The sequence below is a fragment of the Francisella salina genome (genome assembly GCF_000219045.1).
GTDB lineage: Bacteria > Pseudomonadota > Gammaproteobacteria > Francisellales > Francisellaceae > Francisella > Francisella salimarina.
On record NC_015696.1, the window covers coordinates 1551862 to 1578487 of the forward strand.

Below are 26626 nucleotides of genomic sequence, written 5' to 3' on the forward strand. Positions count from 1 at the left end.
CTATTTCAGCTACTTTTTAGAAAAAAACATCTATAAAATCAATTTTACTATCTACTTTAGTTTTAATAAATTAATGGGTGTTACTCTAATTAAAAAGCCTCTAGGCTACTACTAATAACTCAGCTATTTTCAACTGTAAGCTTTGCTGTTCTTTACTCAACATTAGTCTTATTTATGACACAAGCTTTGGGATTCACCGTCACAAAAGCAAGTGCTGTAATGGGTGTTTTTGTTGCGTTTAACTATGGCTTACATATTCTAGGTGGATATATTGGTGGTCGATTAATTAGCTATAGAACTTTATTTTTAATAGGCATGGTTTTACAAATAATTGCTTGTCTATTTTTATCATTCCCAAGTACCGAGCACTTATATATTGCACTAGCCCTCTTCCTAACAGGCTGTGGACTAAATGTCCCATGTATAAACATGATGTTAACTCAGCAATTTGAAAATGATGACAATTCTCGGGAGACTGCATTTTTTTGGAACTATGCAGGCATGAATGTTGGATTTTTCATTGGATTTACAGTTGCAGGCGTATATCAAGCAGAACATAGTTATAATATACTTTTTCTTATTACAACTATTACAAATATAGTAGCTTTTCTGCTTGTAATAACTAGCTGGAAAACTGTAGCAGACAGAACCACTCCTCTTGTCAGAAAAATAAAAAACTCAGGAACAAATGTCCTATATAAAAATAGCATATATACTGTTATTTTGATTTTAGTTACTATAGCTATTTTATTTATAGCCTTACAGTATCCTCTAAATACCAACTATATTGCTTTAGGTATTGGAATTTCATTATTAGCAATGTTCGTACCTATTGCAAAATCACAAGATAATAAAGAGCAAAAAGAAAAGGTATACGCTTATATTATTTTAGCAACTTTTGGATTAGTCTTCTGGTCTGCTTATCAGCTTGCTCCAATGGCTTTGACTGTATTCACAGAAGCCAATGTTGACAAGCACATTTTTGGCTTCACAATCCAAACCCAGTGGTTTCAAAATGTAAATACTGTAGTAATAGCTGTGGGAGGTGTGTTATTACCTAGTCTTCTTATAATTATTCGTCGAAAATTTATATTCTCATTCCCTATGCAGTTTTGTTTTAGCATCGTATTTATAGGAATTGGATTTTTGATGCTAGTGATAGGAATTTTCTCAGCGAACAAACTTGGACAAACAGCTGCTATATGGTTAATTTTAAGTTATGTATTTCAGTCCATAGGAGAGCTTTTAATATCGCCAACAGGATATGCCATGATTGGCAAACTTGCTAATCCTCGACTACAAGGCTTAATGATGGGATCTTGGATGGTAGTCACCGGTAGTACATCTGGGGTTATAGCAAGCTTACTATCGATATTAGTTTCATCACCAAATATAAATGCAACCCCAGTTGAAACAAATCATAATTATTTAACTCTATTCGCTAGTCTAGCTATCATTGCTGGTATAGCAGGTTTTATTATGTATTTACTAATTCCAAAAATCCGAAGGTTAGCTCATATATAGTTGTATATTAACTGTATTTTCATCAATCTATACACTATAATCCTAAATATCAGTTTAATTATTTTAATATCATCAGTCTGTGACTATTAAAGAAAAATATTCCAAATATATTCCACTTTTTATATCTGTAACGATGACTCTAAATGGTTTTATAACTATTTTAGCAGTTGCAATACCTGTTATTAACAAGATTTTTTCTGTCAACTTAGATCCGAACATTCCTTCTGATCTTTATGATTTTGGTATGAAATATAATACTGGTTTGGGAATATTCTTGCCATTAGTTCTCGGTTATTTGATGATAATTATAGCTCGTGGTATTTATAATCGAAAAAGATCTTTTTGGTTTTTAGCTGTTGTTTTCATTAGCCTGTCAATTATTGGAGATTATGTCCAAGATAAGCACATATCATACGATATTGCATTTTTCACTCATATTTTAGAGATTTTTTTACTGGTTTACTTCAGAAAAACTTTTAATAGAAAAAATTCTAACACAATTACCTTCTACCAGTTTGTACTTTTAATTTCACTTCTTTTAGCTATTGGATATAGTGTAACTGGATTATATTATCTCAAAGATGAATTTGATGGAATTACAAATGTCTCTGATGCAATATATTTTACAATTGTTACATTTAGCACGGTTGGGTATGGCGACATACATCCTTTAACAGAAGAAGCCAAACTTTTTACTGTATCTATAATGATTATGGGTATAGGTTTATTTGCAACAATTATCACTGTAATGGCAGGTAGTGTCATCAGCAAGATTACAGAAAAGTTTAAACAAAAAGATGGAGCAGCTCTAATGAAAGACCATATCGTAATATGTGGCTATACAGAAATTACCAAATGTTTAATAAAAGACTACTTCAAATCTCAAATAGATAATATCATTGTAATCGAGAAAGATTATCATCAAAGGTTCATAAATACTGATGCAGAACAAGAAAAACACTTTATAGATGCAGAATCTTATGACTATGATGCTCTCAAAAAGGCAAATATTAGCAAAGCTAAAAGTATATTTATTCTCAATGAAAAGGATTCGGATAATATATTAACTTTATTATCAATAAAAGAAGTATTAAAAACTTCAGAGCAATCAGTAAATAATCTAAAGATATCTATTAAACTTGATAAAGATGAAAGCATTAATATCGCAAATAATATAGGAGTAGACCAAATAGTCTCTCCAACTAAGAAAATTGCTGAAATGCTAATAAAATATGAATAATTTCACCAAAAATAATTAACATATCTATAGACTATGTTATTATTTCGAGAATATATGTACCAATTTTTCCAAAAAATATATTGTGGAGTAAAACCATGGAATATAATTACGACATTATCATTATAGGTAGTGGTCCTGGTGGCGAAGGTGCTGCCATGAAAGCGACTAGAAATGGTCAAAAAGTAGCAATTATCGAAAATGATGCGATTGGTGGCGGTTGTAATAACTGGGGAACAATTCCGAGTAAAACTCTTAGACAACTATCACGTGAAGTTTGGTATAACAAAAAAAACTTTGATTTCCCTGAAATGCTTGACACTACATTCGAAGTAGTATTAAAACAAAGAGAGATCAAAAAAAATCGTTTTGCCAATAATGAAATTGATGTATTTTATGGTTTTGCAAGCTTTCTAGACAAAAACAAAATCAAAATCTCTCGTAAAAATGGTTCTACAGAAATCATAACAGCTAAGAAATTCATACTTTCTACTGGATCTCGTCCATACCAACCTGAAGATATAGACTTTACTCATCCAAGAATTTTAGATAGTGACAAACTTCTTGAGTTAAAAGATAAAAATATCAAGTCAATTACCATATATGGTGCCGGTGTGATCGGTTGTGAGTATGCCTCTATATTGGGCACTCTTGATATTCAAGTAAATCTTATCAATACTAGAGATAAGCTGATGTCATTCCTTGATGATGAGATTATAGAAACTTTAACAAACCATTTCACTGTTAATCAAAAAATCAACCTAATGCATAACGAAACTTACAAGAGTATCAAAGCTAAGGGTGATAAAGTAATTACTACATTAAACTCTGGTAGAATTATAGAGTCTGACTATGTGCTATTTGCTCTTGGGCGTGCCGGTAATACTAATGGTCTAAATCTTGATAAAATTGGTGTTGAATACAGCCCTCAAAGAGGCTTAGTAAATGTAAATGATAACTATCAAACAACTCAACCTAATATATACGCAGTTGGTGATGTTATAGGTTTCCCTTCACTTGCATCATCTGCTTTTAACCAAGGTAGATTTGCTGCTACTCATATTATTGATGGATCATGCAATGATAAATTAGTCGAAGATATTCCAACAGGTATTTATACAAGACCAGAAATAAGCTGCATAGGCAAAACTGAAGAACAGCTAACAGCAGAAAAAATTCCTTATGAAAGTGGTAGAGCTTACTTCAAAGATCTTGCTCGAGCACAAATTTCTGGAAGTGAAACTGGCATGTTAAAAATATTATTTCACAAAGAAACACTCGAAATCCTAGGGATTCACTGTTTTGGTCATAGGGTATCTGAAATTATTCATATTGGGCAAGCAATAAAATCTATGCCTGGTAAACATAATACTATTAGATATTTCTTAAATACAACATTTAACTACCCTACTATGGCTGAAGCCTACCGTATTGCGGGTATTGATGGTGTTAACAAGCTTAAGCCTAAAAATAAGCAATATGCACCTGAACACAAATAGATATGTATTACGATATATATATAATTTTCATATTTATATTTCTCTTTGGAGCAACTATTGGTAGCTTCCTGAATGTTTTGATATATAGAATACCTAATAAAATATTTGCAGATGAAAAAAACATAGCCCGCGAAATACTTGACCTACCTAAACAAGAGTCGGAACAAAACTTTAGTTTAATCGAACCATCTAGATGCCCAAAATGTCATAATAAACTCAAGTATCGACATAATGTACCTATTTTAGGTTGGTTTATACTTAAAGGTAAATGCTATTTTTGTAAGGAGAATATCTCTTTTGAATACCCTTTAGTAGAGTTTATTACAGCCATGGTATTCATAACTATATTTTATGTATTTGGACTTACTATTCAGGCGATAGCTCTTGCTGGTTTAAGTACATTCTTTATTCCTCTATTTTTCATAGATGCAAAATATCAAATTCTCCCAGACTCACTTACTCTTCCATTAGTATGGATCGGTATTGTTCTCAACTATTATAGTGTATTTACCACACTAGATCAGTCAGTCTGGGGAGCAATTATTGGATACTTATCTCTATGGAGTGTGTTTTGGGTATATAAACTTTTTACAGGTAAAGAAGGTTTTGGCTATGGTGATTTTAAGCTACTAGCTGCTATTGGTGCATGGTTCGGCTACCCTATACTACTTTATACAATTTTTGCCAGTTGTATCTTTGGAATATTTATTGCTATTGGCATTAATCTCATCGCAAAGCGTACTAATGTCATACCCTTTGGTCCTGCTATAATTTTAGCGACATTTTTTTATCTTCTAACGAAAGATAATCTCTATATATGGTATAATCACGTTATGCTTATTCAATACTAATTGTTTCAGATGCAAAAAAAATATTTCGCTTCACTTATAGTGTTTGTATTGTTTTTATTAGTGATTATATACTTTTTTAGTACCACCAATCTTAACAGATCACCTTTTAACAACCAACAAGGGCTATATATTGTTGAACATGCCTTCCCACAATACAAAGTAGTAAAGACTTTTGATACAGGTATACACCTTCAAGCTTATATACTAGAAGATAAAAAAGATCCTACAAAACGAACTGTTACTTTCACTAGTGAAAATGGAGATGTTATTGTTAATGGAGAACTTTTAGCATGGGACAGAAATCAAAATAAACTAACAAGTTTAAATCAAATATATGCTAATTATTTCACATCATCTACTCGAGCTAATAACCTTTATTTAGACATTAAGAAATATGCCACATATATTCAGCAAGGTAGTGACAATGCTCCACATAAGTTTTATGCTATAATCGATCCTAATTGTGGTTATTGCTCAAGTTTATTTGATGCATCTCAACCAGCCATTAAATCTGGTGACCTAGCAGTCCGATGGATCCCTTTAGGGAGTCTACACAATAGTGCAGATGTCGTAGATAGCATATTAAACTCAAAAGACCCATTACAAGCATTAATACAGTATCATGATACGAAAGTATATGATAAAAATTTAACTAAATCTCATGAAAAAGCTGAAAATAATATGAAGCTATCTACTGAGATCAACGGCTTTCCAACCATTATATATAAAACACCAGAAGGTGCTCTTAAGATATCTGGCGGAAATAAACTCCCTCTTACAGAGGCAAAAATTGCTGAAAAAGATAATATCAAAAAAGTTAATGAGTTCTTATTATTAACATCAAATAATTTTTAATTTTAAATATGAAAAAGATAATAATTCTAGTAACTACTCTTATTTTCTCAAGTATTGGTTTTTCTACTACCATAGCAAATATTCAAATATCAAATAGTTTACACAATCTAGAAAAACAATATGGCGGAAAAATTGGTGTATATACAATTAATAGGAACGATAATAGTAACTTCTCCCATAACCAAAGTTTCTATTTTCCCATTTGTAGCACTTATAAGTTTCTTGTCGTTGGTGCCATCCTCAAGCAGAGCATGACAAATAAGGATTTACTCAACGAAAAAATAAAGATTTTATCAAATCAAGTAGTTGGATACTCCCCTATTACGAAAGAACATATCAATCAGACAATGACAGTTAGCCAACTTAGTAGGGCAGCTATTCAAAGTGATAATACAGCCACCAATCTTTTAATAGAGAAACTCGGCGGTTTGAGTAACCTTAATAAGTTTATACTATCGCTACATGATCATGCAACAAAAGTAGCTGGTCTAGAGCCCATAGCCAATCAAGTTAATCTTACCACCAATCAAAACAAGACCACTCCTAAAATAATGGCTAGAGATATTAATAAGCTTGCTTTTAGTAATAATATTCTTGATAAAAAGCATCGACTATTATTTAAAAAATGGCTTTTAGGAAATGATTCCGATGATAATCGTATAGCAGCTGAAATTCCTGATGAGTGGGACGTTGGTAATAAAACAGGTACTTGTGCCTACGGATCAACAAATGATGTTGCAATTATTTGGCCTGATGATGATAGAGCTATAATTATGGCTATTTTTTATACTCAATCACAAGAAAACGCTAAACCAAATAGTAAAATTATAAGAGAAGTTACTAAAATACTTTTGGACAAGTTTGAACAACACAATAAAAGTAAAGATGCCTAAAATAAAAATGATTGTTGGCCTAGGAAATATAGGCAAGGAATATGAAAATACACGTCATAATGTTGGTGAATGGTTTATTGCAAGGATTGCTAAAGATAGTAATGAAAATTTTAGCCTAAATTCTAAACTAAATTGTAATATTGCTAAAGTAAGTATCGATTATAGTAACGTAATATTAGTATTTCCAACTACTTTTATGAACAACAGTGGTTTAGCTGTTAGTAAAGTTGCTAATTTCTATAAAATTGAGCCGCAAGAAATACTAGTAGTACATGATGAGCTAGATATCGACTCTGGAGAAATTCGCTTAAAAAAAGGTGGTGGACACGGCGGTCATAATGGCTTAAGAAGTATTCATCAACATTTAGGAACCAATGACTATCTTCGCCTAAGAATTGGTATCGGACATCCAGGGCATAAATCAAAGGTATCAAATTATGTACTATCAAATCCTTCTATAGCTCAGAGAAATGATATAGACAAGGCTATTGATAATAGCATATGTGTTTTAGATGATATAATAAACTACAAATTAGAACCTGCTATGCAGAAGCTACATACAAAATAAGACTATAAGGAATAAAATAATGGGATTTAAATGTGGTATTGTCGGTTTACCTAACGTTGGTAAATCAACTCTTTTTAATGCTCTTACAGAAGCTGGGATTGATGCAGAGAACTATCCTTTTTGTACAATTGATCCAAATGTAGGTATTGTTTCTGTACCTGATCAAAGACTTAATGAGTTAGCAAAAATTGTCAAACCAGAAAGAATACTTCCTACAACTATGGAGTTTGTTGATATTGCTGGTCTTGTTGCAGGTGCAAGCAAAGGTGAAGGGTTAGGAAATAAGTTTTTAGCAAATATTCGTGAAACAGATGCTATAGCACATGTAGTTAGATGTTTTGAAGATGATAACATTATCCATGTAAGTGGAAAAGTTGATCCTATAGATGATATTAATACTATTAATATGGAACTTATTTTAGCTGATATCGAGTCTTGTGATAAAGCTATTCAAAGATTTGCTAAAATGAAAAAGTCAGGTGATAAAGAGGCTTTAGCTAAAGCAGATTTCTATACAAAACTAAAAGAACATTTAGAATCAGAAAAACCAGCCAGAACATTTGAACTAACAGATGATGAAGCTAAGTGGCTTAAGCAAACTCCTCTATTGACTAACAAGCCTGTACTATATATTGCTAATGTCAATGACGATGGTTTTGAAAATAATCCATTATTAGATAAAGTTATAGAATATGCTCAAGCTGAGAACTCAAATGTAGTCCCTGTTTGCGCTGCTATGGAGCAAGAGATATCTCAGCTTGAGCCAGATGAAAAACTTGAGTTTTTAGCTGATATGGGGCTTACTGAAACTGGTCTTGATAGAGTAATTAAAGCTGGTTACGCTCTTTTAAATCTTCATACATACCTAACTGCAGGTGTTAAAGAGGTCCGAGCTTGGACAATCCCTGTAGGTGCTACAGCGCCTCAAGCCGCTGGCGTAATTCACACTGACTTTGAGAGAGGATTTATCAGGGCTGAAGTCATCTCGTATGATGATTATATTCAGTATAATGGCGAGAAAGGTGCAAAAGAAGCAGGCAAAGCTCGTCTAGAAGGAAAAGAATATATCATGAAAGATGGCGATGTTGTAAACTTTAGATTCAATGTATAACTAGTATCAATATATAATGCCTAAAAAAATAATTAATAACTGCTTAGTTTGGTTATCAGTCGTTAGTATAGTTGGATGCAATACTTCTTTTACCTACCCAAATTATCAACCTAGCGGAACATACTATAATCCAGACTATGATAAAGATGATCTGATTCATGGTTACTTTCAGCAAAGTGTTGAACAGATGGAAACTAGTCCATATACATATCAAGGTCAGTACTACGAAGAAACTGGCTTTACTCAGCCAAGCCCTTTTATGCAGAATATAAACTGGAACAGGATGAACGTTTAATAACAAAAATTTATTTTATATTTCTAGAGTGGTAGTTAATTTTATAGAAACTATTTTGTTATCTCTAATATTCGTTATTTCAAGTAAGATATTATTATATTTTATACAACAAGGTCCCTGTGGTAAGTTCTCAATTTCTTCTATTATAAGGCCTGATAAAGTTTTAGCATCTTCACTTTCAAACTCTATCCCTATATGGCGATTTATTTCTCTTAGTGTAGCGCTACCACCTATTAAATAACTATTTTCCTCAAGTTTGCGAATATTATTATTCATATCAAATCTATCAGAGAATTCTCCAACAATTTCTTCCATAATATCTTCTATAGTTACAGTACCACAAACATCACCGTATTCATCAACTACAATAGCAAACCGTTTACTCTTGTATTGAAAATTAACCAACTGAGTCTGTAAAGAAACAGTCTCAGGTATAAAATATGCTTGATGAGCAATTTTACGCAAACTTGCTTTTGTTATTTGTGATCTCTTTGTTGATATCAATAAATTAGTTATTTCTTTAAGCTTTATAACACCAATAACATTATTAACTCCATTTTCACATAAAATAATATTCAACGATTTCATTTTTGCTATTCTAGCCAAAATCTTATCTACAGAATTGCTCAGATCTATATATTCTATTTTATTAAAGTGAGTCATAACCTCTTGGACCAAAACTTTATCAAGCTCTAAGACACCTATAAGCATATTTTTATTTTTAGCACCAAGTTTTGCATTTGATTCATTTACAACAGTCTGTATTTCTTCCTTATCCAAAGACTCATTATTTACAGGCTCAATCTTTATACCAAAAAGCTTTAAGGTTACTTTTGAAACCATACTGAGAAAAACTACAGCAGGATATAGCAATACCATTATTATTTTTAGAGGTAATGAAAATGGAAAAGCTAACCTTTGTGGATATACGGCTGCAAAAGACTTTGGAATTATTTCACCAAAAACTAAAACTAAAACTGTAACAATAATTGTTGCTATCAATAAACCAATGTCACCAAAATGATCTTCTGAATATGATGAGATAACTGTTCCAGCGAATATATTCGCAAAAGTATTTCCAATAAGTATCGCAACTAGCAATCTCTCAGGATTACGAACTAAAGACAGACTTCTTTTAGCTGCTCGATGATTCTTTTTTGCCAAATGTTTAAGCTTATATTTATTCAAAGCCATCATAGCTGTTTCTGAGCTCGAAAAAAAAGCTGAAATACCAATAAGAATAAATAAAATAATAATTACGGTGTAAGTACTCATCTAATTAGATAATAATAAAGATAATGCGAAGTCTTATTTTAACATAAGAACTTTGATAATAAAAAATATAATCAGAAATGATTTGTAGAGAGAAGTATTATACTCTCATGAAGTCAGCGTGAACAAGCTTAACTTTATATGGATGTCTTTGGAGTGCTTTGATGATTACTTTTTCTTCTTGACCATCAATCTCTAAAGTGATTTCACTTGAGAAGAATGCTTTGTCTTCTGTAGAGTGTAAAACTTTATCGTGATCTAATACTATAGATACTGCTTCTTTGTCACCACCATATATAACAGCAGGGATTTTACCCGCTCTTCTTAGACGGCGGCTCGCACCAGATCCTAAATCTTCTCTTTTAGCTGCTTTCAAAACAAAATTTGCCATTGTTAAATTCCTTTATTTTCGTTTAAACAAATATATTAATCTATGCGACCCTAGATTAACTGAGCTATTATAGTCAGCTATAATAATAAATTCAAGATATTAATCAACTAATCCATCTATTCTGAAGATATCGCTCACAGACTCTTCACCATTAGTTTTTTCTACAATTTGTGCAAGTAAAGGAGCTAAGGTTATCACCTTTATCTTATTGCATGATTCAGCATGAGGCTTGAGAGGAATTGAATCAGTAACTATAAGTTCTTCAATAGCAGAATTTTCGATATTTTTGATTGCATCACCAGATAACAGAGGATGTACACAAAACGCAGAAACTTTAGCCGCACCACCCTTTTCAACTAGTGCTTTTGCAGCTTGACACATTGTTCCACCCGTATCCATAATATCATCAACTAATATACAATGCTTACCTTCAACATCACCAATTATATTCATGACCTCTGCTACATTTGGCTTAGGTCTTCTTTTGTCTACAACTGCAATCTCAACACCCAAATTCTTAGCTACGGATCTAGCTCTCACTACCCCACCCATATCAGGCGAGACTATTTTTATATTTTCGTATTTTTCAGGATTCTTGCGCACATACTCTAGAAATATTTTTGTCGCAAAGGCATTATCAAATGGAATATCGAAAAAACCTTGAATTTGTTCAGCATGAATATCAACGGATAATATTCTATCTAAGCCAACAGCTTGGAGAAGATTAGCCACTACCTTAGCAGATATTGGTACTCTTGCAGATTTAGATCGTCTATCTTGTCTAGCATATCCAAAATATGGCAATACAGCTGTTACTCTCTCCGCTGATGATCTTTTCAAAGCATCTATTAGAAGTATTAGCTCCATCAGGTTATCAGATGGAGGACATGTTGATTGAATAACAAAAACATCTTTACCACGGACATTTTCATTCAATACTACATGTATCTCTCCATCTTTAAATCTACCAACAGTAGCATTACCAAGAGTTGCCCCTAACTCCTTAGCAACCTCACAAGCAAGCTTCTTAGAAGCATTACCACTAAATATCATCAAATCTTCAGACATACCTAAACAACCTTTTAAAAAATTCACACACCTAACGCATCATAATTCTAATGTTTTTTAGATATTTTAAAAAGCCTAATAATGAGTTTTTATCTATTATTTTGCTATTTGCTAGATACTACCCTCTATTTTGAATTAAGATTGTGTCTTTGTTATACTACCCATACAACTAAAATCTAACATTTCTAATCTACATTACTTTATGAAATTCAAAATCTTTGATAATACTTTCCAAGCCGGAGAAATGGCTACCTTGGCGATGCCACTACCTAGCCAATACTCATGTGCACCTATGTATTTACCAATTAAGATTCTTAACGGCGTTAAAGAAGGTCCTTGTATACTAATTTTTGGTATGGTTAATGGCGATGAGTTTAATGGTATCGAAATAATTAACTCTGTTCTAGAAAAAACTAATCCTAAAGAGCTACACGGAACAATAATAGCCATTCCAGTGTTAAATGTCTTTGGTCTAGTACATGCTGCCAAACACAACCCAACGCTCGAACAAGCCTTCCCTGGTGATGAATCTGGTTCATACATGCATCGTTATGCATATAGAATAACTCAAGAAATAATCAAAAAAACTGACTATTCTGTACAAATTAAGACAGGTGCATTAAATCATGAAATACTGCCACAAGTATATTTTAATGCTGAAGATGAAGAGTCTGTCAAAATGGCTAGAGCCTTTCAAGCACCGGTTATTACTGCTGTAAATATGAATCGTTCTAGTATTCGTAAAATCCACCAAGATCTAGATATACCGTTTATATGCTATGAAGCTGGAGAAGCTAATAAATTTGGTGAAGAGGCTATAAATGTTGGTACAGCAGGTATTCAAAATGTAATGCGCAAAATTAATCTGCTAAAAGATCAGGATTTTATCCAGCAAGTTAAGCCTCTTGTTTCAGAAGATACGGAATGGACGATATCTGATAAACCAGGAATTTTAAGAACGGAAATAGAACTTGGCACAAGAGTTAAAGAAGATCAAAAGATTGGTAAGCTAATAGACCCTTTTGGCAATGATGATAGTGTTAGCTTAAAGTCTCCTATCGATGGAATTATATTAGGTATTAACAACTACCCTATGATTAAAGAAGGCGATTTAGTATTTAAAGTTTCTTCATTTCAAGATGATGAAAAAGCAGAAGCAAAAATAGAAGATTGGGAAGAAATAGCAAAAGAAAGTTTTAGCGATGAATAATAAATTATCTTTTTTAGCAATCACTATATGGCTTACTTGTGCTGTATTTTTTATGTACGAGTTCTTATTGAGAACTATACTGGGTACATTCGAACATCAGATAATATCCGACCTTGACTTAAGCATACTAACTTTTAGTATTCTTAGTTCTACCGCTTATCAGCTTACATATGGAATCATGCAAATTCCTGTAGGTATTATCACAGATAAGCTTGGGCTAAAAAAAGCTCTAACTCTTGCAATATTAGTATGTGCTCTAGGTGTTGGGCTATTCGCTTTATCAAGTAGCTTTGCAGCTGCTTTAATTTATAGGATTATGATAGGTTTTGGAGCATCTTTTGGCTTTCTTTGTTTATTAATTGCTGTATATGATTGGCTTCCACATAAACATATTGGTTTGTTTATAGGTCTTTCTCAATTTATCGGAGTACTAGGTCCAATGATTGCAGCAGGCCCTCTAGAGTCTTTGTCACAAGCTGGAGGTGTAGACTGGCGTTATGTATTTATTGCTCTAGCAATAATAGGAGTTATTTTAGCTGGAGTAACCATAGTTTTAGTAAAAAATAATGATCAATCTGGCGACTCTAGTAAAAATAGATTTATTATTCTAAATACTCCAACATCTGTGATGAAAGAGATTCAAAGTATATTCTCCAATAAACAAATTTGGTTAATTGCTGTTTTTTCAGCTACTACATACTTAGCTATAGAATATCTTTCTGAAAATGCTACAAAAAGCTTTTTATCTTTAAATGGCTTTGATGCTAAATTTAGTTCTTATTTGATCACCTTAGCATGGTTAGGCTATGGTATTGGCTGTCCTAGTCTTGGTGCAATATCTGATCGTATAAAAAGAAGAAAGCCTGTTATGATTTTTGCTATCTGCTTGACCTTTGTTTCGCTAGCTACAATTATTTTCTTCCCAATAAATCAAGCAATATTATATTTATCATTTATCTGCTTAGGCTTAGGGGCGAGTGGGCAGAGTATAGGATTCGCAATTATTGCTGAACAATCTAGTTCTGGATGTAGAGCGGCAGCATTAGGAGTTAATAACTTTCTTATCATGCTATCAGTAGGAGTTGGTTCGCCACTTATTAGTGAAGTTTTTGACTTATTTTCTAATCAAGGAAAAAACCCATCTGTAGTTAGCTACCAGACTAGTTTAAGCTTACTGTTGGTATTTACTGCCTTAGGTATTTTAATAAGTATATTTTTTATTAAAGAAACATTCTGTCGCTCTAAGAAAGAAGTAATATTTGTAGATATGAAATAAGATATTTTTAAAACTTGCTTAGTTTATCTAAACTAATCTCTCGCATTCTATATTTTTCTACAACCAATGAGAATATTATTAAAGTACTTATAAATAAAGGTACAATAAGATATAAAAACGCCCTATCAAAAACATTTATATCTACCTGTCCAGTTAACGGTCCTCCATTAAGATATACACTAATATAACTAATTAAGTATTGAAATATTGCTCCGCATAACCCTATGACCATATTAACAATAGCTAGAGCTGTTGCTTTAATCTGTGCGGGAAATATTTCTTCCACTACCGAAAAAGCTAAAAGCATACTAGAAACCGAGAATCCTATTATAAAGAATATAATATATAGGTAGCTAACTGTAATGGAACTTGCAAATATAATTACAGACGAAAATGCTAATAAAGTAATTAAATTACAAATTAACATCCATATTCTCTTTTCACCAAATAGACTAGCAATAAAACCATGCGATGGTCCACCAACTGCTATACCTACGAACATCATTACACTTATTTGTGCTGCTGTGTGCTGTGATAGATTATAAGCTTGCTCTAAAAATAAAACATCATAAAGCTCTGAAAATGAATTAACAACAATACCAACCATTAATCCCGCATAAATTGCTAATAACCACAGTTTCTTGTTTAGAAGCAATTTTAAGCTTTGTGTGAAACTTAAATACTTAAAACTCTTAGTTGAATTTTCAATATTTATTGATGATTTTAAGAATACAATAATTATTATGCTCCAAAAAATACCAAAATAGCCTATTAAGGCTAAAGCTGATTGCCAACCATGAAGGATCACTAAATGATTTAATAATACTTGACCAAATATACCACCTAGTACCCCGATTGTATTAGTTAGACCAACAGCAATAGGAAACACCCTCTCTGGCAAAACATCAGCAGCCACTTTTAATGTACCTATAAAGGCTACTGCAGATCCTATCGCAATAAGAACTCTACCTATTAGCATTGTGCTTAGATTTGGATCATATACAAATAATAGAATCCCCAGACTCATAATTAAACAAGATACTGATAACATTATCCTAGAACCAAACCGGTCTAATAGAATACCTGCAGGAACTTGAGATATTGCATAAATAGGAAAATATATACTCATCACATAAGCAATATCTTCTATACTCACTCCCATTCCAATAGATATTGGTTTGATTAAAACACTTGGTGCAGTATGCTGAAAATAGTCTAATCCATAGAAAATCGCCGCAACGATCCAAATTCCCCACCCCACTAGTAGACTATATTTATGAGTCTTCATTAGCCAATAGATATTATTATTTAACCATAACTTATAGGATATAGAAAAAAGCCCTGTTTTGCGATTAAATATCAAAACTTTTATGTTACTTGTAAAGCTTATTAATACAGTTTTTTACGCCATTAAGATATACAAATTTAAAATCCATAAAATTAATAATATACTGTTACATAAAATACAAATACCAATTTAGTAACATGACCTTAAACAATGAGCTTTTTTTGAACACTATAGATACAGCAATTATGGCTATCTTTATAACTATAATTGCTATAGTAGTATTTCACATATTGAAAAAACGTAAGACCTCTGAAAAACAAATTAGTAAGCTAAAATCTCGTACAATATACATAAGCATAATTATTTTTTCTCTTATAATAATAAAAATATGGCTTGGTGGAATCACTAATTTACTTACAATGTTAAGCTTAGTAGCTGCTGGTCTTATAATCGTTAATAAAGAAACTGTTATGAATCTAGTAGGTTGGATAATTATTAACTGGAGAAGCCTATTTTCTGAGGGCGACTATATACAAATCATGGGGTATCATGGCTGTGTTACTGAAATAAAACTATTTTATTTCAGAATGTATGATACAGTCGAACATGGAGATAAAAAAACTACCGGAAAACTATTAAAATTCCCTAACTCAATAATTATAACAAATGTTATATCTACTTTTACCAGTGAAGAGAATATTTCCTTAAATAAAATTCCTTTTTTGATAAGTACTGATAGTGATATTTTAAAAATTAGAGATTCTTTAAACTTAACTATCCGAGCAATAATTTCTGAGAAGTATTCGTTTAACGAAACTTTTACTCAAAGTGATTTAGTCACTAAGCATAAACTTAGGCAATATGGCATTAATGATTTCGCACCATATATTGAGATTAAAACTCTATCAGACAAAACAGATACCCTAAATATACAAGCTTATTTCTACTGTTTCTCGGACGATAAAAAAGAAATAGAACAACTATATCTAAACGAATTAGTAAAAATAATCAAACTTAACACTTCTTTTTAATAGTCTTATTAATAAACAAATTAACTCCACTAATCCATAATGGACTAAATAGTAGCGATAAAGATATAAGAGTAATACAGTACTGATAAAGTGAATTTGTCAGAATTCCAGAAACATAACCCATAGAAATAAGTACAAAACTAAACTCTCCAATCTGTGATAACATTGCACCACCAATTAAAGCCTCATCAAGCCTTTGTCTAAGAGCCTTAAAAATCAAGGCATTTATTGTAGTATTTAGTATATATGTTATCAAAAGAAGAGAGATAAAAAGTTCAATATGATTCCAAAATAAATTCAAATCAATAAGCATGCCAATAGATATAAAAAACAATGCCATAAAAATTGTTTTAACTGTTGATAAACTGTGGCCTACCCATTCTGTTTCTTCAACAGTTGACACAATCATCCCACCAATAAATGCTCCTAAAGCGGAAGATAATGCTAAAGATTCGGTAAATGCAGCCATCCCAAAACAAATAACTAAAGCGGCAAAAACTCGCATTTCTTCATCTTTACCCAGAACACTAATAAATGGTATTTTTAGATTCTTTTTAATCGCCATAAAGGTGGCTATTGATATAACAAAGACACCACCTAAAATTTGTATTAATATCTGACTTATAGACGGTTCTTCCCCACCAATTGTTCTCAATATTATCAACATTGGAACAACTGCTAAATCTTGAATAAGCAAGACTCCAAGTACATTTTGTCCCAAACGAGTTTTCATACTGCCACTATCATTAAGTAGTTTAAGAACAACTGCCGTACTACTTAAACTAATCACAGCGCCAAATAATAATATCTTTGCCAAGCTCCACTCTAAAACCATACCTACAATAGACACAATGAAACTGGTTATTACTATCTGAAGTATTGTACCTATAGTTGGAACTTTCCAATTTTCAGCAAATTTTCTAGGAGAAACTTCCATACCCGCAAAGAATAACAATAGTATTACACCAATTTCACCAAGTTGAGCAAGATTTTCTTGATCTTGAATTAGTTCTAAACCGTATGGTCCTAGCAAAATTCCTGTTAGTAGATATGCTACCACATACGGCTGCTTTAATTTTTTCAAAGTAATTGTTACTATCAAAATTCCAAGCATTACTAGAACAAAAACAAGTATAGAAGGATGGTTGTGCATATCATAAAATAGTAAAAATAATTACCTATATAATACTTGAAACAGTGGATAAATTACACTGGAATAATTAACTTTTCTTAAAAGTATAGATAATCTAATTTTTAATATACAGCCTTAGAAAATCAATTAAATAATTACAAAGTACATACTAAAAAATATTTTTTTTAATTTTTGTATTTACAAATAATTATTATGAAGTATAATACACGAAATAAAATACATATATTTAATTTCACATTTAGAGAGAGGAGAAAAATATGACTAGTTTAGATATAGATAACGCACTAGCTAAATGGAAAGATGGACTTCTAAAGATTTCTAGGACTTATAGAGAAGGAGGAGACTATAAGAAACTAGCTCACAACTTTATCAAAAATATGTATGCATATGATAATAGTGACGTTCTTTTTAAGCCCACTCTTGCTTCTAAACAAATGTTTAGAGGTGACTTAGATGGTGCAGTATCTTATTTTGTGGCTGGTAATGATAAATATCCAAAAGATAATGGTTTTGCTATTGGTCCATGGGCTGACTTACAGTTTGAAAATACTGGCTATATTGTTGAAGATAACATAGGTATAGTCATGGGTAATAAACACCTAACTCAAACTGATGGCACAAAGGTAATAGCTAATTACACCATGGGTTTCAAACTAAATGCTAATGGGGAGTTGCAAATTGTGCTTCACCATTCATCTTTGCCATATTCTCCAGTATAATTAACTAATTGATAATCTAAAGTATAGATAATGGCTACTAAGAAACAACAAAGTTGGACTTTTCTGACTAACCATTCACACGTGTTATGTCTCATTAATAGTAACCCAAACATAACTATTAGAGATATGGCTATCAAGGTTGGGATCACTGAAAGAGCAGTCCTAAATATTCTAAGTGACCTAACCGAGACAGCCTATTTAAAAGTAAAAAAAGTTGGCAGAAATAACCATTACAGTATCAATAAAGACAAAAACCTTCGCCATCCTATCGAAAATCATTGCACTATTGATGATTTTCTGAAGCCTTTATCAAAAAAAATTTCTTAATATTATTTAACTCCATTAATTCTATCTGGAAAGTATCTTTGTAAAATGTAGTGCAAAATACCCATTAGAGCATGAGCATAGATATATATCTCAACAGGATCAACTAGTGTTTTATGAATAGCTTTTAAACTATCAATATATGCTGACTGATAGTTCCAAGCTGTGAACCAAAAAAATCCTGTAACCCATGCCAGAGTTAAAGCTAATAAACCTAAACCTTGGACTATGGCAGCAAGACTACCACTACGAGCATTAGGTAATTTAAACTTTCTTAACTCTAGTAGATCTTCTTTAAGCGCTGAGAAATCACCATACAAATAGGGAAAATAGTATCTCATACCTCTTTTGTCTAATGACATAATAAGCAATAGTACGCTTAACACGGCTAACCCTAGCCCACTAAGCATATGAATATATGCCCATGAGTTAAGTCCATATTTAGTATGCACAAAATTACTATTTATAATCTGAAATAAAACAGCCATACCTACTACAATATGTAAAATACGATAATTCTTGTCTTGTGACTGACCAAGATACTGCCAAAAAGACTTTATAAAAATATATTCTTTAAAAATCTTCATTTTCCCTACTCACCATCACCCATAGCATTTTCAACTAAATTATTATCAAGCTCTTTTTTAGGCTTTATGTTAGATATTACTTTTAGCTTTTCAACTTGACCAATTAAATTTCCTCGACCAGTTTTTAACTTATTAAAAGCATTCTCATAAGATTTATTAGCATCATTTATAGATTTACCAACCTTTTCTAAATCTTCAACAAAACCTACAAACTTCTTATACAACTCTTCCGCTCTACTATAAATGTCTGTAATGCTTTGAGCTTGCTTCTCATAACGCCAAGTATTTTCAACAGCTCGTAATGCTACTAATAAAGTTGTAGGACTAACTAAGATGATCTTTTGTTTAAATGCTTCATCATAAAGATTAGTATCGTTATCTAATGCTAATAGCAAAGCCCCTTCTACAGGTATAAACATAAATATAAAATCTAATGAATTTATACCTTTTAAATTTTCATAATTTTTATTAGAAAGACCTCTAATATGCTCTCTAATAGAGCGAATATGGGCTTTTAAATGAGTTTGTTTTTGCTCATCATCTGCAGCTATATAATCATTGTACGCAAATAACGAAGTCTTGGCATCTATAATAATATCTCTATTATCAGGTAATTTGACAACCACATCAGGACGATATGCTTTGCCCTCATCATCAGTAGTATGTTTTTCTCTGAAGTACTCAAAGCCTTCTCTTAGTCCAGACTTTTCAAGAACATTCTCAAGTAGCATCTCACCCCAGATACCTTGTTGCTTTGTACTACTTCTAAGAGCATTTGTCAGATTATGAGCTTCAACAGTCATTTTTTGGTTTAACTCTTTAAGAGTTTTCAACTCATTTTGTAGAGCCCCTCTAGCTGTAGATTCCTTATCATAGACATCTTCCACTTTTTGCTTAAAGTCTTTAAGTTGCTCGCGTACAGGATTTAAAACACTACTTAAGCTCTCTTGATTACGCTCACTAAGTTTTTTTGAATTATCCTCAAAGATTTTATTAGCCAAATTTTCAAACTCAGTTTTTAACTTAGTCTCACTATTTTGTAGAAGCTCTAACTTATCTTGCATCGCATTATTCTGTTCTTTAAGCTGAGTTTCAAGCATTGATACTTGAGATTTGTAGTTTTTTATTTCTTCGATATAACTATAAGATTTTTCTCTCTCTTCTTTGAGCTCCTGCTTAAGCTCATCTATACGTAGAGTATTATCTTGCTTTAACTCTAAATTCTTTTGCTTTTCTTGATCTAAAAGTGTATCAAGAGTTAATTCTTTGCTACGCAAAGACAACAATTCTTGCTGTACTAAATTTTTGTAATCCTCAAATTGAGCACGAATATGCTTTGCTTCTTTAGATTTTTTATTAAGATTAAAAAAAAGCACTATGCCACAGATGACTAATAGCACTATCAATGCTATAGCTAATATCATTTTAGATTCCTTAGATTATTTATTTTTTGATCTTATAGACCCTTGAAGAGCCTTACGAATTGCCTCAGCAGCTGTTGTTGATTCTCCAATAGTACCACGAATCATTTTCTCTGCGTCTTTTTGTTTATAACCAAGAGCTAAAAGAGCATCTACTGATTCACCAAAAATTGAGTTTGAAATAGCTGCTGGAGTTTGGCTCTGTTGAGCACTACTTGTATTCGAATTTGTAGATGTATCAGATGATTGACTATAAATTTCATTTGCCATTTTCAATAGCTTGTCATAAATCTCAACAACTAGACGTTCTGCGGTTTTTTTACCAATACCAGGTACAGTAGCTAATAATCCATAATCTTTATTTTCAATACAATGCAGAAGTGTCGTAGAATCCATACCAGATAATATTGCAATAGCGGTTCTAGCACCTATACCACTTACTTTTATTAGCTCTTGAAAAACTTTTTTATCAACTTTTGATTTAAAGCCATATAACTGTTGAGCATCCTCACGAACTACAAAATGAGTATAAAGACTAATTTGGCTATTCAGCTCTCCTAAAGAATAAAACGTAGTCATTGGTACAAAAACCTCATACCCAAGACCATTTACATCTATAAGTAAAGCTGTTGGATCTTTTTCGATTAAAGTCCCTTTAATAAAACTAATCATTATCAGTTCCTTAGCACTTTTGAATTGTATTTAACTTCAAACTAACCATAAGTGCAACTAAGAATGCAACTGGTAGGGTCATAAGAGCAACAGAAATATCTAAATCAAAACTATTCACCAAAACTCCAACGACTAAAGGAACAACAAATCCTGAAAGCATAACAGCTGTATTGTTTATACCAAAAAATATCGACTTTGGTTTCTCTGCTCTGTAATTAGCAATTACTGTAAAAGATAACGTCTGACCTGCTGCTGCACATCCTATCAAAAATAATACTATCATGCTCATTAGGTGATTTAACTGTACAAGCAATAATACACAAACACAGACAAATCCTAGTAGAGATACCACGAACAACATATTGATTCTATTTTTAAACTTGTCATATAAAAACCCAAAAAATGGACTACCAATACCCAATCCTAACCATAAAAATGCAACAGAATATGATGCCTGAGTTGCAGTAAAACCTTTAGTTTCTAGCAAACTTACTCCCCATATAGCTCCTAAAGTAGGTATGGAACAGTAAATAAAGAAAGCATAAACGTATATAGTAATTAGATTCTTATTTAAAAGATTACCTTTAATTTCGCTATTTACTTCTTGTTTACTTAGAGTTTCAGCAGCTTTAGCGCCCTCTTTGACAAAAATTAAAATTAGAGCGGCCAAAAAAATTCCAATAATAGCAGATATTAGTATTACTAATCTCCAACTATCTAAATAGCTAACAAAAAACAATAATGGCCCACCAGCTAAAATTGGACCAAGAGTTCCAAGTATCTGCGTAGAGCCTGACAGAATTCCCATATATCTAACAGGGAACCATTGTGTTGAAATTATCAACAATCCTAAGAAACCAAACGCAGCACCAATACCCATTAAACATCTAGCAAAGATTGCAACATATATACTAGATGTAAGAGAAAATAATAAAGCACCTAAAGCACATGCAATAGTAGCAAAGAATAATGATTTTTTTATACCATATTTATCAAATATAAATCCTACTGGAACTTGCAAGGCAGAATAACAAAGATAAAAAGCTCCACCAAATAATGAAAAACTAAACGCTGTTGCTTGAAAACTATCAATAATCTCCTGATGTAATGAATTTGGTAATACTCTTAGGAAAAACTCATAAAAGAAAAATGTTGCACCAATAAGCCAAACTGTACAAGCTCTAAAATAGTATTTTGAATTCATTTTATAAAACTAATTATCATCTTAATAACGCCATTATAAGCACTGAAGACTATATAAACAAATATTTTATCAATCTATTAGCTATAAAAAGATCTTTTGATTTTGCTTGACCCATTTTTTAGTTTTTTCAGGTACTTCCTTATGATTAAACATTTGTTCAAAAAAGTTTAGTTTTAAACTATCTTCATTGCCAAACATTTCATTTAATAGCTGTCCAAACTGCTCTGCTACAAGACTATCTTGTTTAGTCTCCAGACCAATAAATATGCTTTTTAATCTAACTGAAAAGTAAGCTTGCATAGCTTTATCTATCCAATTAATGACTTTCTCAGTAACTATACTGCTTTCAAGTTTCCCAGTCATAAAACCTTTATTCCATACAGTATGTTTTAAGCCCGCATACCTCCTACCATAAAGATTATAAACAGCTGCATGAATTTTCTCACCCATCTTAATACCATACTCACCAGAAGGATCTTCATCTAAATTTAGACTAATTTCTTCGCAAAGAGTTTTCCATCTTTTGTTGAAAACCTCTTCTGTTATTTTTTTCTCTTGCTTTAACTGATTATATTGTTGTTTTTCTAAATCATTTAAAACCTCTTCAAGAGAGTTTTCATAAACCTCTAACATATTAGACTCCTTAATCATATTAAATATATTACTTATATCAAAAGGTTTAAAATCATCTTGCTCTGTAAATTTAGAAAGTATAGTTATTAACTCTTCAAGCTGATCTTTTTGCTTTTTCAAGGTATTTAATTGCAGTAAAAAACTCTCTTTAATATCTAACTTCTTATCTAAAATCTGTTTTATTTGCTTCAAATTAAAACCAAATGATTTTAGAACTATTATGTTTTAAAGTTTCAACAGATCTTTTTCAGTATAAATCCTATAACCATTTATATTACGTACAGGAACTATCAAGCCTAAGCTATCATAATGATGTAAAGTTTTGACAGATACATTTGTCAATTTGCTAATTTCTTTTCTATACCACTGCATAAAAAACCTTTTTCTTTTTGATATGTTGGAATATTAAGGTATTACCAAAGGTTAGGGTCAACTATTTTTTATACTATTTGATTCTTTTATGTACAACTCGACTAGCTCCAGCGATTCTAGCTAGAGATTTACTACTATGATAGTGACATATTGCTATAGCTAAAGCATCTGCTGCATCTTCTTGTGGCTTTTTACTTAAGCCTAATATTGACTGTATCATGTGTTGGACTTGAGACTTAGCTGCGCCACCTGTTCCAACTACGGCTTGTTTAACTTGCTTAGCTGAGTATTCTGATACTTCAAGGTTATTAATAGCAAGAGTACACATTGCTACACCTCGAGCTTGTCCAAGCTTAAGTGCTGCACCAGGATTTTGAAACATGAATATCTGCTCAATAGCAGATTCATCTGGAGCATAAATGTTTATAACTTCTGTGATACCATCGGCGATTTGTTTGAGCCTTTTAGCAGTACCGGTTTCCGTAATACGAATGCAGCCACTTGCCACATAGTATACTTTGTTATCTTGTATCTTTATAACTCCAAAGCCTGTTATTCTTGAACCAGGATCTATTCCTAGGATTACCATTTATAGATTTTTGTTGGACAAACTTAGAAGAATTTTATTATAGATAATTCTCAATAGATAGAAGCTTTTATAAATTATGTATAATATTTTAGAATAAAAACCATAATGTATTACTATAGAATATTTAGCCTAATTGCTCCATAATCTCTTGAGTGAAGTTGGCATTAGAGTATACATTCTGCACATCATCAAGATCTTCTAACTTATCAATTAGATTGATAACTTTCTCAGCCACTTCAATTTCCATATCAGCCTTTGTTTCAGCATCAAAAGTTACTTCAGCACTTTCAGATTCAAATCCTTTTTCTACCAATGCTTCTTGCACATCTGAGAAGTCATTAGGTGCTGTAAAAACATCAATACTTCCATCTTCATGAGTAATAATATCTTCTGCACCAGCTTCAAGGGCCTCTTCCATAAGAGCATCCTCGTCAACTCCTGGAGCAAAAGAGATGATACCCTTTTTTGTAAACATATACGCAACTGAACCATCAGTGCCTAAATTACCACCACTTTTTGTAAACGCATGACGAACCTCACCAACTGTACGATTACGATTATCAGTCATACAGTCTACTATTATAGCAACTCCACCAGGTCCGTAGCCTTCATAGCGCACTTCTTCAACATTAGCGCCATCATCTCCACCAGCTCCCTTTAGTATAGCTCTTTCAACAGTGTCTTTACTCATATTATTTGCAAAAGCTGTTGCTATAGCCGCTCTCAAACGTGGATTAGCATCTTTATCGCCCCCACCTAATCTTGCAGCAACAGTTATTTCTCGGATAAGCTTTGTGAAAATTTTTCCTCTTTTAGCATCTTCTTTAGCTTTTTTATGCTTAATATTAGCCCATTTACTATGACCTGCCATTTTTACACCTATTTTAATTTATATATAACTAACCACTTTTTCTACTAATTTATCAATACCTTGAGATGCTTCTAAAATATTTTTAGCACACATATACGCTGGAGTTGATACAACTTTTACAGACTCATCAACACATATATCTGTTGCATCCATAATAACAGCTTCTGCACCTTTTTTCTCTAAGATTCCTGATGTATTATCATCTGTTCCTACGGTTGCTTTTGTACCTTCTGGATAAACTAAAGGTATCATCAAAGGAGCAATACAGATATAACCTGCTGGCTTATCAGCTAGATAAAATGCTCTTGCAAAGGTTAATACATCTTCATCCATCTGATAGCTTTCATCACCCACAAATGCAAAATCCATAATATTTTTAGCAGCTCCAAAACCACCTGGAAAAATTACTGCATCATACTCATCACTATCTGCATCTGCAATATCAATAACATTGCCTCTAGTAATTCGTGCTGACTCTTCTAAAATATTACGCGGAGATGCCTTATTATCTACATTTTGATGCAAATGATTAATAACATGCTTTTGATTTTTATTAAGAGCAACTCCCTGCCACTCTACACCTTGTTTTTCTAAAGCTAATATAGTTAAAACAGTTTCTTGTATCTCTGAACCATCTAGATAGCCACAACCAGATAACACTACCGCTATTTTTGACATTTTAAACTCACCTTTACGTTTTTATTTACAAATCTAGATTATTTCTTTTGAAAACTCTATCAGCTCTATAACTTGATCTAACCATTGGGCCAGAGGCAACTTCTAAAAATCCTTTTTCAAGACCAATCTTACGATATTCTTCAAACTGCTGAGGAGTTACAAACCTCTCCACACTTAGATGATGCTTTGTCGGCTGCATATACTGACCAAGAGTTATTATATCCACTCCAACACTTCGAGCATCATCCATTGTCTTATAAATTTCTTCATCGGTTTCACCAAGACCAACCATAATACTAGTTTTAGTTAGTACACTAGGTGCTTTTTCTTTGACATATCTCAAAAATTCTAGTGTTTGCCAATATCCAGCTCTAGGATCACGTACAGGATGCGTCAAACGTTCTACAGTCTCTATATTTTGAGCTATTACATCAACTTTTGTATTAATGATTTTATCAACATTCTGTTTAACTCCCGCAAAATCAGGAGTCAAAGCTTCGACTTTTATATTCTCATCTAGTTTCTTGATAGCTGTTATTGTATCAGCATAATGTCCAGCTCCACCATCCACTAAATCATCACGATCCACGGATGTTAATACAACATACTCTAGATTCATAAGTTTAACACTTTCTGCTGTATTCTGAGGTTCTTCTTTATCTAGCCAACCTTTTGGGTTACCCGTATCAACAGAACAAAACTTACATGCTCTGGTACACACTGCTCCCATTAGCATAATTGTAGCTGTTCCATGAGACCAACACTCATTAATATTTGGACACTTTGCTTCTTCACAAACAGTTGCCAATTTATGTTTTTTGGTTATAGACTTAACTTTCAAATACTCTTTCGAATCTTGCTTCTTTACCTTTAACCATTCTGGTTTGCGTATATGTACAGAATTTTCTTTTTTGTTTCTAATACCATCTTTGACAGCGTGGAAACCATGGTCTGTAGTGTATTTTGTACCACTCTCAACTTTCACTTTTATACTAGATATTTCTTTCATGTAATTATTGAAACTTTTATAAATC

The 26626-nt window shown here is 32.2% G+C and carries 29 protein-coding genes; 14 read left to right on the forward strand and 15 right to left on the reverse strand.

Features of this window, described 5'->3' with window-relative positions; translation table 11 throughout:
• The first annotated feature begins 114 nt into the window (after positions 1 to 114).
• From F7308_RS07650 to F7308_RS07690, 9 genes are all read left to right on the forward strand, one after another.
• The gene (locus F7308_RS07650; RefSeq protein WP_083817030.1) at positions 115 to 1524 is read left to right on the forward strand and encodes a peptide MFS transporter; all 1410 of its coding nucleotides are present in this window, start codon (positions 115 to 117) and stop codon (positions 1522 to 1524) included.
• A gap of 79 nt (positions 1525 to 1603) precedes the next feature.
• Positions 1604 to 2764 carry an ion channel gene (locus tag F7308_RS07655; RefSeq protein WP_232215345.1) on the forward strand — a complete coding sequence of 387 codons (1161 nt, stop codon included), beginning with the start codon at positions 1604 to 1606 and terminating at the stop codon, positions 2762 to 2764.
• A gap of 95 nt (positions 2765 to 2859) precedes the next feature.
• Positions 2860 to 4260: a Si-specific NAD(P)(+) transhydrogenase gene (sthA, locus tag F7308_RS07660; RefSeq protein WP_013923292.1), complete on the forward strand. Its 1401-nt coding sequence runs from the start codon at positions 2860 to 2862 to the stop codon at positions 4258 to 4260.
• 2 nt (positions 4261 to 4262) lie between these two features.
• Positions 4263 to 5111: a prepilin peptidase gene (locus tag F7308_RS07665; protein ID WP_013923293.1), complete on the forward strand. Its 849-nt coding sequence runs from the start codon at positions 4263 to 4265 to the stop codon at positions 5109 to 5111.
• Between the two features lie 9 nt (positions 5112 to 5120).
• Entirely contained in the window at positions 5121 to 5966 is an 846-nt protein-coding gene (locus F7308_RS07670) for a DsbC family protein (RefSeq protein WP_013923294.1), read from the forward strand.
• An 8-nt stretch (positions 5967 to 5974) separates the two neighbouring features.
• Positions 5975 to 6859, forward strand: a complete 885-nt coding sequence (gene bla / locus F7308_RS07675) for a class A beta-lactamase (RefSeq protein WP_041263780.1) — start codon at positions 5975 to 5977, stop codon at positions 6857 to 6859.
• Entirely contained in the window at positions 6852 to 7427 is a 576-nt protein-coding gene (pth, locus tag F7308_RS07680) for an aminoacyl-tRNA hydrolase (RefSeq protein ID WP_041263782.1), read from the forward strand. Before bla ends, pth begins: the two co-directional genes overlap by 8 nt.
• A 19-nt stretch (positions 7428 to 7446) precedes the next feature.
• Entirely contained in the window at positions 7447 to 8538 is a 1092-nt protein-coding gene (gene ychF / locus F7308_RS07685) for a redox-regulated ATPase YchF (protein ID WP_013923297.1), read from the forward strand.
• A 16-nt stretch (positions 8539 to 8554) separates the two neighbouring features.
• A complete protein-coding gene (locus tag F7308_RS07690) occupies positions 8555 to 8833 on the forward strand; it encodes a hypothetical protein (protein WP_013923298.1) in 279 nt (92 codons plus the stop codon).
• Positions 8834 to 8848: 15 nt separating this feature from the next.
• Here the strand turns inward: F7308_RS07690 and F7308_RS07695 are convergent, their stop codons facing one another.
• The 3 genes from F7308_RS07695 to F7308_RS07705 all read right to left on the reverse strand — a co-directional run bounded on the left by F7308_RS07695 (position 8849) and on the right by F7308_RS07705 (position 11564).
• Entirely contained in the window at positions 8849 to 10108 is a 1260-nt protein-coding gene (locus tag F7308_RS07695; RefSeq protein ID WP_013923299.1) for an HlyC/CorC family transporter, read from the reverse strand.
• A 97-nt stretch (positions 10109 to 10205) separates the two neighbouring features.
• The gene (gene rplY / locus F7308_RS07700) at positions 10206 to 10496 is read right to left on the reverse strand and encodes a 50S ribosomal protein L25 (RefSeq protein WP_013923300.1); all 291 of its coding nucleotides are present in this window, start codon (positions 10494 to 10496) and stop codon (positions 10206 to 10208) included.
• Positions 10497 to 10595: 99 nt separating this feature from the next.
• Positions 10596 to 11564, reverse strand: coding sequence for a ribose-phosphate pyrophosphokinase (locus F7308_RS07705; protein ID WP_013923301.1), 969 nt, complete (start codon positions 11562 to 11564; stop codon positions 10596 to 10598).
• A 202-nt stretch (positions 11565 to 11766) separates the two neighbouring features.
• Here F7308_RS07705 and F7308_RS07710 point away from each other — a divergent pair, with 202 nt between their 5' ends.
• Entirely contained in the window at positions 11767 to 12774 is a 1008-nt protein-coding gene (locus F7308_RS07710; protein ID WP_013923302.1) for a succinylglutamate desuccinylase/aspartoacylase family protein, read from the forward strand.
• Positions 12767 to 14050, forward strand: a complete 1284-nt coding sequence (locus F7308_RS07715; RefSeq protein ID WP_041263785.1) for an MFS transporter — start codon at positions 12767 to 12769, stop codon at positions 14048 to 14050. Before F7308_RS07710 ends, F7308_RS07715 begins: the two co-directional genes overlap by 8 nt.
• Before the next feature lie 7 nt (positions 14051 to 14057).
• On the opposite strand, the gene F7308_RS07720 is transcribed toward F7308_RS07715, so the two are convergent.
• Positions 14058 to 15338, reverse strand: a complete 1281-nt coding sequence (locus tag F7308_RS07720; protein ID WP_013923303.1) for an MFS transporter — start codon at positions 15336 to 15338, stop codon at positions 14058 to 14060.
• A 197-nt stretch (positions 15339 to 15535) separates the two neighbouring features.
• On the opposite strand from F7308_RS07720, the gene F7308_RS07725 reads away from it, so the two are divergent.
• Complete coding sequence (locus tag F7308_RS07725; RefSeq protein ID WP_013923304.1) at positions 15536 to 16369, forward strand: mechanosensitive ion channel domain-containing protein; 834 nt, start codon at positions 15536 to 15538, stop codon at positions 16367 to 16369.
• Here the strand turns inward: F7308_RS07725 and F7308_RS07730 are convergent.
• Positions 16353 to 17522: a cation:proton antiporter gene (locus F7308_RS07730; RefSeq protein ID WP_013923305.1), complete on the reverse strand. Its 1170-nt coding sequence runs from the start codon at positions 17520 to 17522 to the stop codon at positions 16353 to 16355. The genes F7308_RS07725 and F7308_RS07730 overlap by 17 nt on opposite strands.
• A 257-nt stretch (positions 17523 to 17779) precedes the next feature.
• Between F7308_RS07730 and F7308_RS07735 the strand changes: the two genes are divergently transcribed.
• On the forward strand, positions 17780 to 18241 hold the full coding sequence (locus F7308_RS07735) for a phosphoribosyl-AMP cyclohydrolase (RefSeq protein ID WP_013923306.1): 462 nt from the start codon (positions 17780 to 17782) through the stop codon (positions 18239 to 18241).
• A gap of 30 nt (positions 18242 to 18271) precedes the next feature.
• A complete protein-coding gene (locus F7308_RS07740; RefSeq protein WP_041263787.1) occupies positions 18272 to 18568 on the forward strand; it encodes a helix-turn-helix transcriptional regulator in 297 nt (98 codons plus the stop codon).
• Between the two features lie 2 nt (positions 18569 to 18570).
• Here F7308_RS07740 and F7308_RS07745 read toward each other — a convergent pair whose 3' ends face one another.
• The 10 genes from F7308_RS07745 to lipA all read right to left on the reverse strand — a co-directional run bounded on the left by F7308_RS07745 (position 18571) and on the right by lipA (position 26601).
• A complete protein-coding gene (locus tag F7308_RS07745) occupies positions 18571 to 19152 on the reverse strand; it encodes a cytochrome b/b6 domain-containing protein (protein ID WP_013923308.1) in 582 nt (193 codons plus the stop codon).
• A 5-nt stretch (positions 19153 to 19157) separates the two neighbouring features.
• Positions 19158 to 20576 carry a DNA recombination protein RmuC gene (gene rmuC / locus F7308_RS07750; protein WP_013923309.1) on the reverse strand — a complete coding sequence of 473 codons (1419 nt, stop codon included), beginning with the start codon at positions 20574 to 20576 and terminating at the stop codon, positions 19158 to 19160.
• 15 nt (positions 20577 to 20591) lie between these two features.
• Positions 20592 to 21245, reverse strand: coding sequence for a Holliday junction branch migration protein RuvA (gene ruvA, locus F7308_RS07755; protein WP_013923310.1), 654 nt, complete (start codon positions 21243 to 21245; stop codon positions 20592 to 20594).
• A gap of 10 nt (positions 21246 to 21255) precedes the next feature.
• Positions 21256 to 22449 carry an MFS transporter gene (locus F7308_RS07760; protein WP_013923311.1) on the reverse strand — a complete coding sequence of 398 codons (1194 nt, stop codon included), beginning with the start codon at positions 22447 to 22449 and terminating at the stop codon, positions 21256 to 21258.
• Positions 22450 to 22530: 81 nt separating this feature from the next.
• Positions 22531 to 23274, reverse strand: coding sequence for a hypothetical protein (locus F7308_RS07765; RefSeq protein WP_013923312.1), 744 nt, complete (start codon positions 23272 to 23274; stop codon positions 22531 to 22533).
• Positions 23275 to 23307: 33 nt separating this feature from the next.
• Complete coding sequence (locus tag F7308_RS10050; protein WP_013923313.1) at positions 23308 to 23454, reverse strand: MerR family DNA-binding transcriptional regulator; 147 nt, start codon at positions 23452 to 23454, stop codon at positions 23308 to 23310.
• Positions 23455 to 23527: 73 nt separating this feature from the next.
• Positions 23528 to 24043 carry a crossover junction endodeoxyribonuclease RuvC gene (ruvC, locus tag F7308_RS07770; protein ID WP_013923314.1) on the reverse strand — a complete coding sequence of 172 codons (516 nt, stop codon included), beginning with the start codon at positions 24041 to 24043 and terminating at the stop codon, positions 23528 to 23530.
• A gap of 124 nt (positions 24044 to 24167) precedes the next feature.
• Positions 24168 to 24914: a YebC/PmpR family DNA-binding transcriptional regulator gene (locus F7308_RS07775; protein WP_013923315.1), complete on the reverse strand. Its 747-nt coding sequence runs from the start codon at positions 24912 to 24914 to the stop codon at positions 24168 to 24170.
• Positions 24915 to 24932: 18 nt separating this feature from the next.
• Positions 24933 to 25592 carry an isoprenoid biosynthesis glyoxalase ElbB gene (gene elbB / locus F7308_RS07780; protein ID WP_013923316.1) on the reverse strand — a complete coding sequence of 220 codons (660 nt, stop codon included), beginning with the start codon at positions 25590 to 25592 and terminating at the stop codon, positions 24933 to 24935.
• A gap of 25 nt (positions 25593 to 25617) precedes the next feature.
• A complete protein-coding gene (gene lipA / locus F7308_RS07785; protein ID WP_013923317.1) occupies positions 25618 to 26601 on the reverse strand; it encodes a lipoyl synthase in 984 nt (327 codons plus the stop codon).
• Positions 26602 to 26626 lie beyond the last annotated feature (25 nt).

Coding starts and splice junctions, on each gene's coding strand:
- sthA (WP_013923292.1), top strand. CDS start 2,860: ATGGAATATAATTACGACATTATCATTATAGGTAGTGGTCCTGGTGGC.
- F7308_RS07665 (WP_013923293.1), top strand. CDS start 4,263: ATGTATTACGATATATATATAATTTTCATATTTATATTTCTCTTTGGA.
- F7308_RS07670 (WP_013923294.1), top strand. CDS start 5,121: ATGCAAAAAAAATATTTCGCTTCACTTATAGTGTTTGTATTGTTTTTA.
- bla (WP_041263780.1), top strand. CDS start 5,975: ATGAAAAAGATAATAATTCTAGTAACTACTCTTATTTTCTCAAGTATT.
- pth (WP_041263782.1), top strand. CDS start 6,852: ATGCCTAAAATAAAAATGATTGTTGGCCTAGGAAATATAGGCAAGGAA.
- ychF (WP_013923297.1), top strand. CDS start 7,447: ATGGGATTTAAATGTGGTATTGTCGGTTTACCTAACGTTGGTAAATCA.
- F7308_RS07690 (WP_013923298.1), top strand. CDS start 8,555: ATGCCTAAAAAAATAATTAATAACTGCTTAGTTTGGTTATCAGTCGTT.
- F7308_RS07695 (WP_013923299.1), bottom strand. CDS start 10,108: ATGAGTACTTACACCGTAATTATTATTTTATTTATTCTTATTGGTATT.
- rplY (WP_013923300.1), bottom strand. CDS start 10,496: ATGGCAAATTTTGTTTTGAAAGCAGCTAAAAGAGAAGATTTAGGATCT.
- F7308_RS07705 (WP_013923301.1), bottom strand. CDS start 11,564: ATGTCTGAAGATTTGATGATATTTAGTGGTAATGCTTCTAAGAAGCTT.
- F7308_RS07710 (WP_013923302.1), top strand. CDS start 11,767: ATGAAATTCAAAATCTTTGATAATACTTTCCAAGCCGGAGAAATGGCT.
- F7308_RS07715 (WP_041263785.1), top strand. CDS start 12,767: ATGAATAATAAATTATCTTTTTTAGCAATCACTATATGGCTTACTTGT.
- F7308_RS07720 (WP_013923303.1), bottom strand. CDS start 15,338: ATGAAGACTCATAAATATAGTCTACTAGTGGGGTGGGGAATTTGGATC.
- F7308_RS07725 (WP_013923304.1), top strand. CDS start 15,536: ATGACCTTAAACAATGAGCTTTTTTTGAACACTATAGATACAGCAATT.
- F7308_RS07730 (WP_013923305.1), bottom strand. CDS start 17,522: ATGCACAACCATCCTTCTATACTTGTTTTTGTTCTAGTAATGCTTGGA.
- F7308_RS07735 (WP_013923306.1), top strand. CDS start 17,780: ATGACTAGTTTAGATATAGATAACGCACTAGCTAAATGGAAAGATGGA.
- F7308_RS07740 (WP_041263787.1), top strand. CDS start 18,272: ATGGCTACTAAGAAACAACAAAGTTGGACTTTTCTGACTAACCATTCA.
- F7308_RS07745 (WP_013923308.1), bottom strand. CDS start 19,152: ATGAAGATTTTTAAAGAATATATTTTTATAAAGTCTTTTTGGCAGTAT.
- rmuC (WP_013923309.1), bottom strand. CDS start 20,576: ATGATATTAGCTATAGCATTGATAGTGCTATTAGTCATCTGTGGCATA.
- ruvA (WP_013923310.1), bottom strand. CDS start 21,245: ATGATTAGTTTTATTAAAGGGACTTTAATCGAAAAAGATCCAACAGCT.
- F7308_RS07760 (WP_013923311.1), bottom strand. CDS start 22,449: ATGAATTCAAAATACTATTTTAGAGCTTGTACAGTTTGGCTTATTGGT.
- F7308_RS10050 (WP_013923313.1), bottom strand. CDS start 23,454: ATGCAGTGGTATAGAAAAGAAATTAGCAAATTGACAAATGTATCTGTC.
- ruvC (WP_013923314.1), bottom strand. CDS start 24,043: ATGGTAATCCTAGGAATAGATCCTGGTTCAAGAATAACAGGCTTTGGA.
- F7308_RS07775 (WP_013923315.1), bottom strand. CDS start 24,914: ATGGCAGGTCATAGTAAATGGGCTAATATTAAGCATAAAAAAGCTAAA.
- elbB (WP_013923316.1), bottom strand. CDS start 25,592: ATGTCAAAAATAGCGGTAGTGTTATCTGGTTGTGGCTATCTAGATGGT.
- lipA (WP_013923317.1), bottom strand. CDS start 26,601: ATGAAAGAAATATCTAGTATAAAAGTGAAAGTTGAGAGTGGTACAAAA.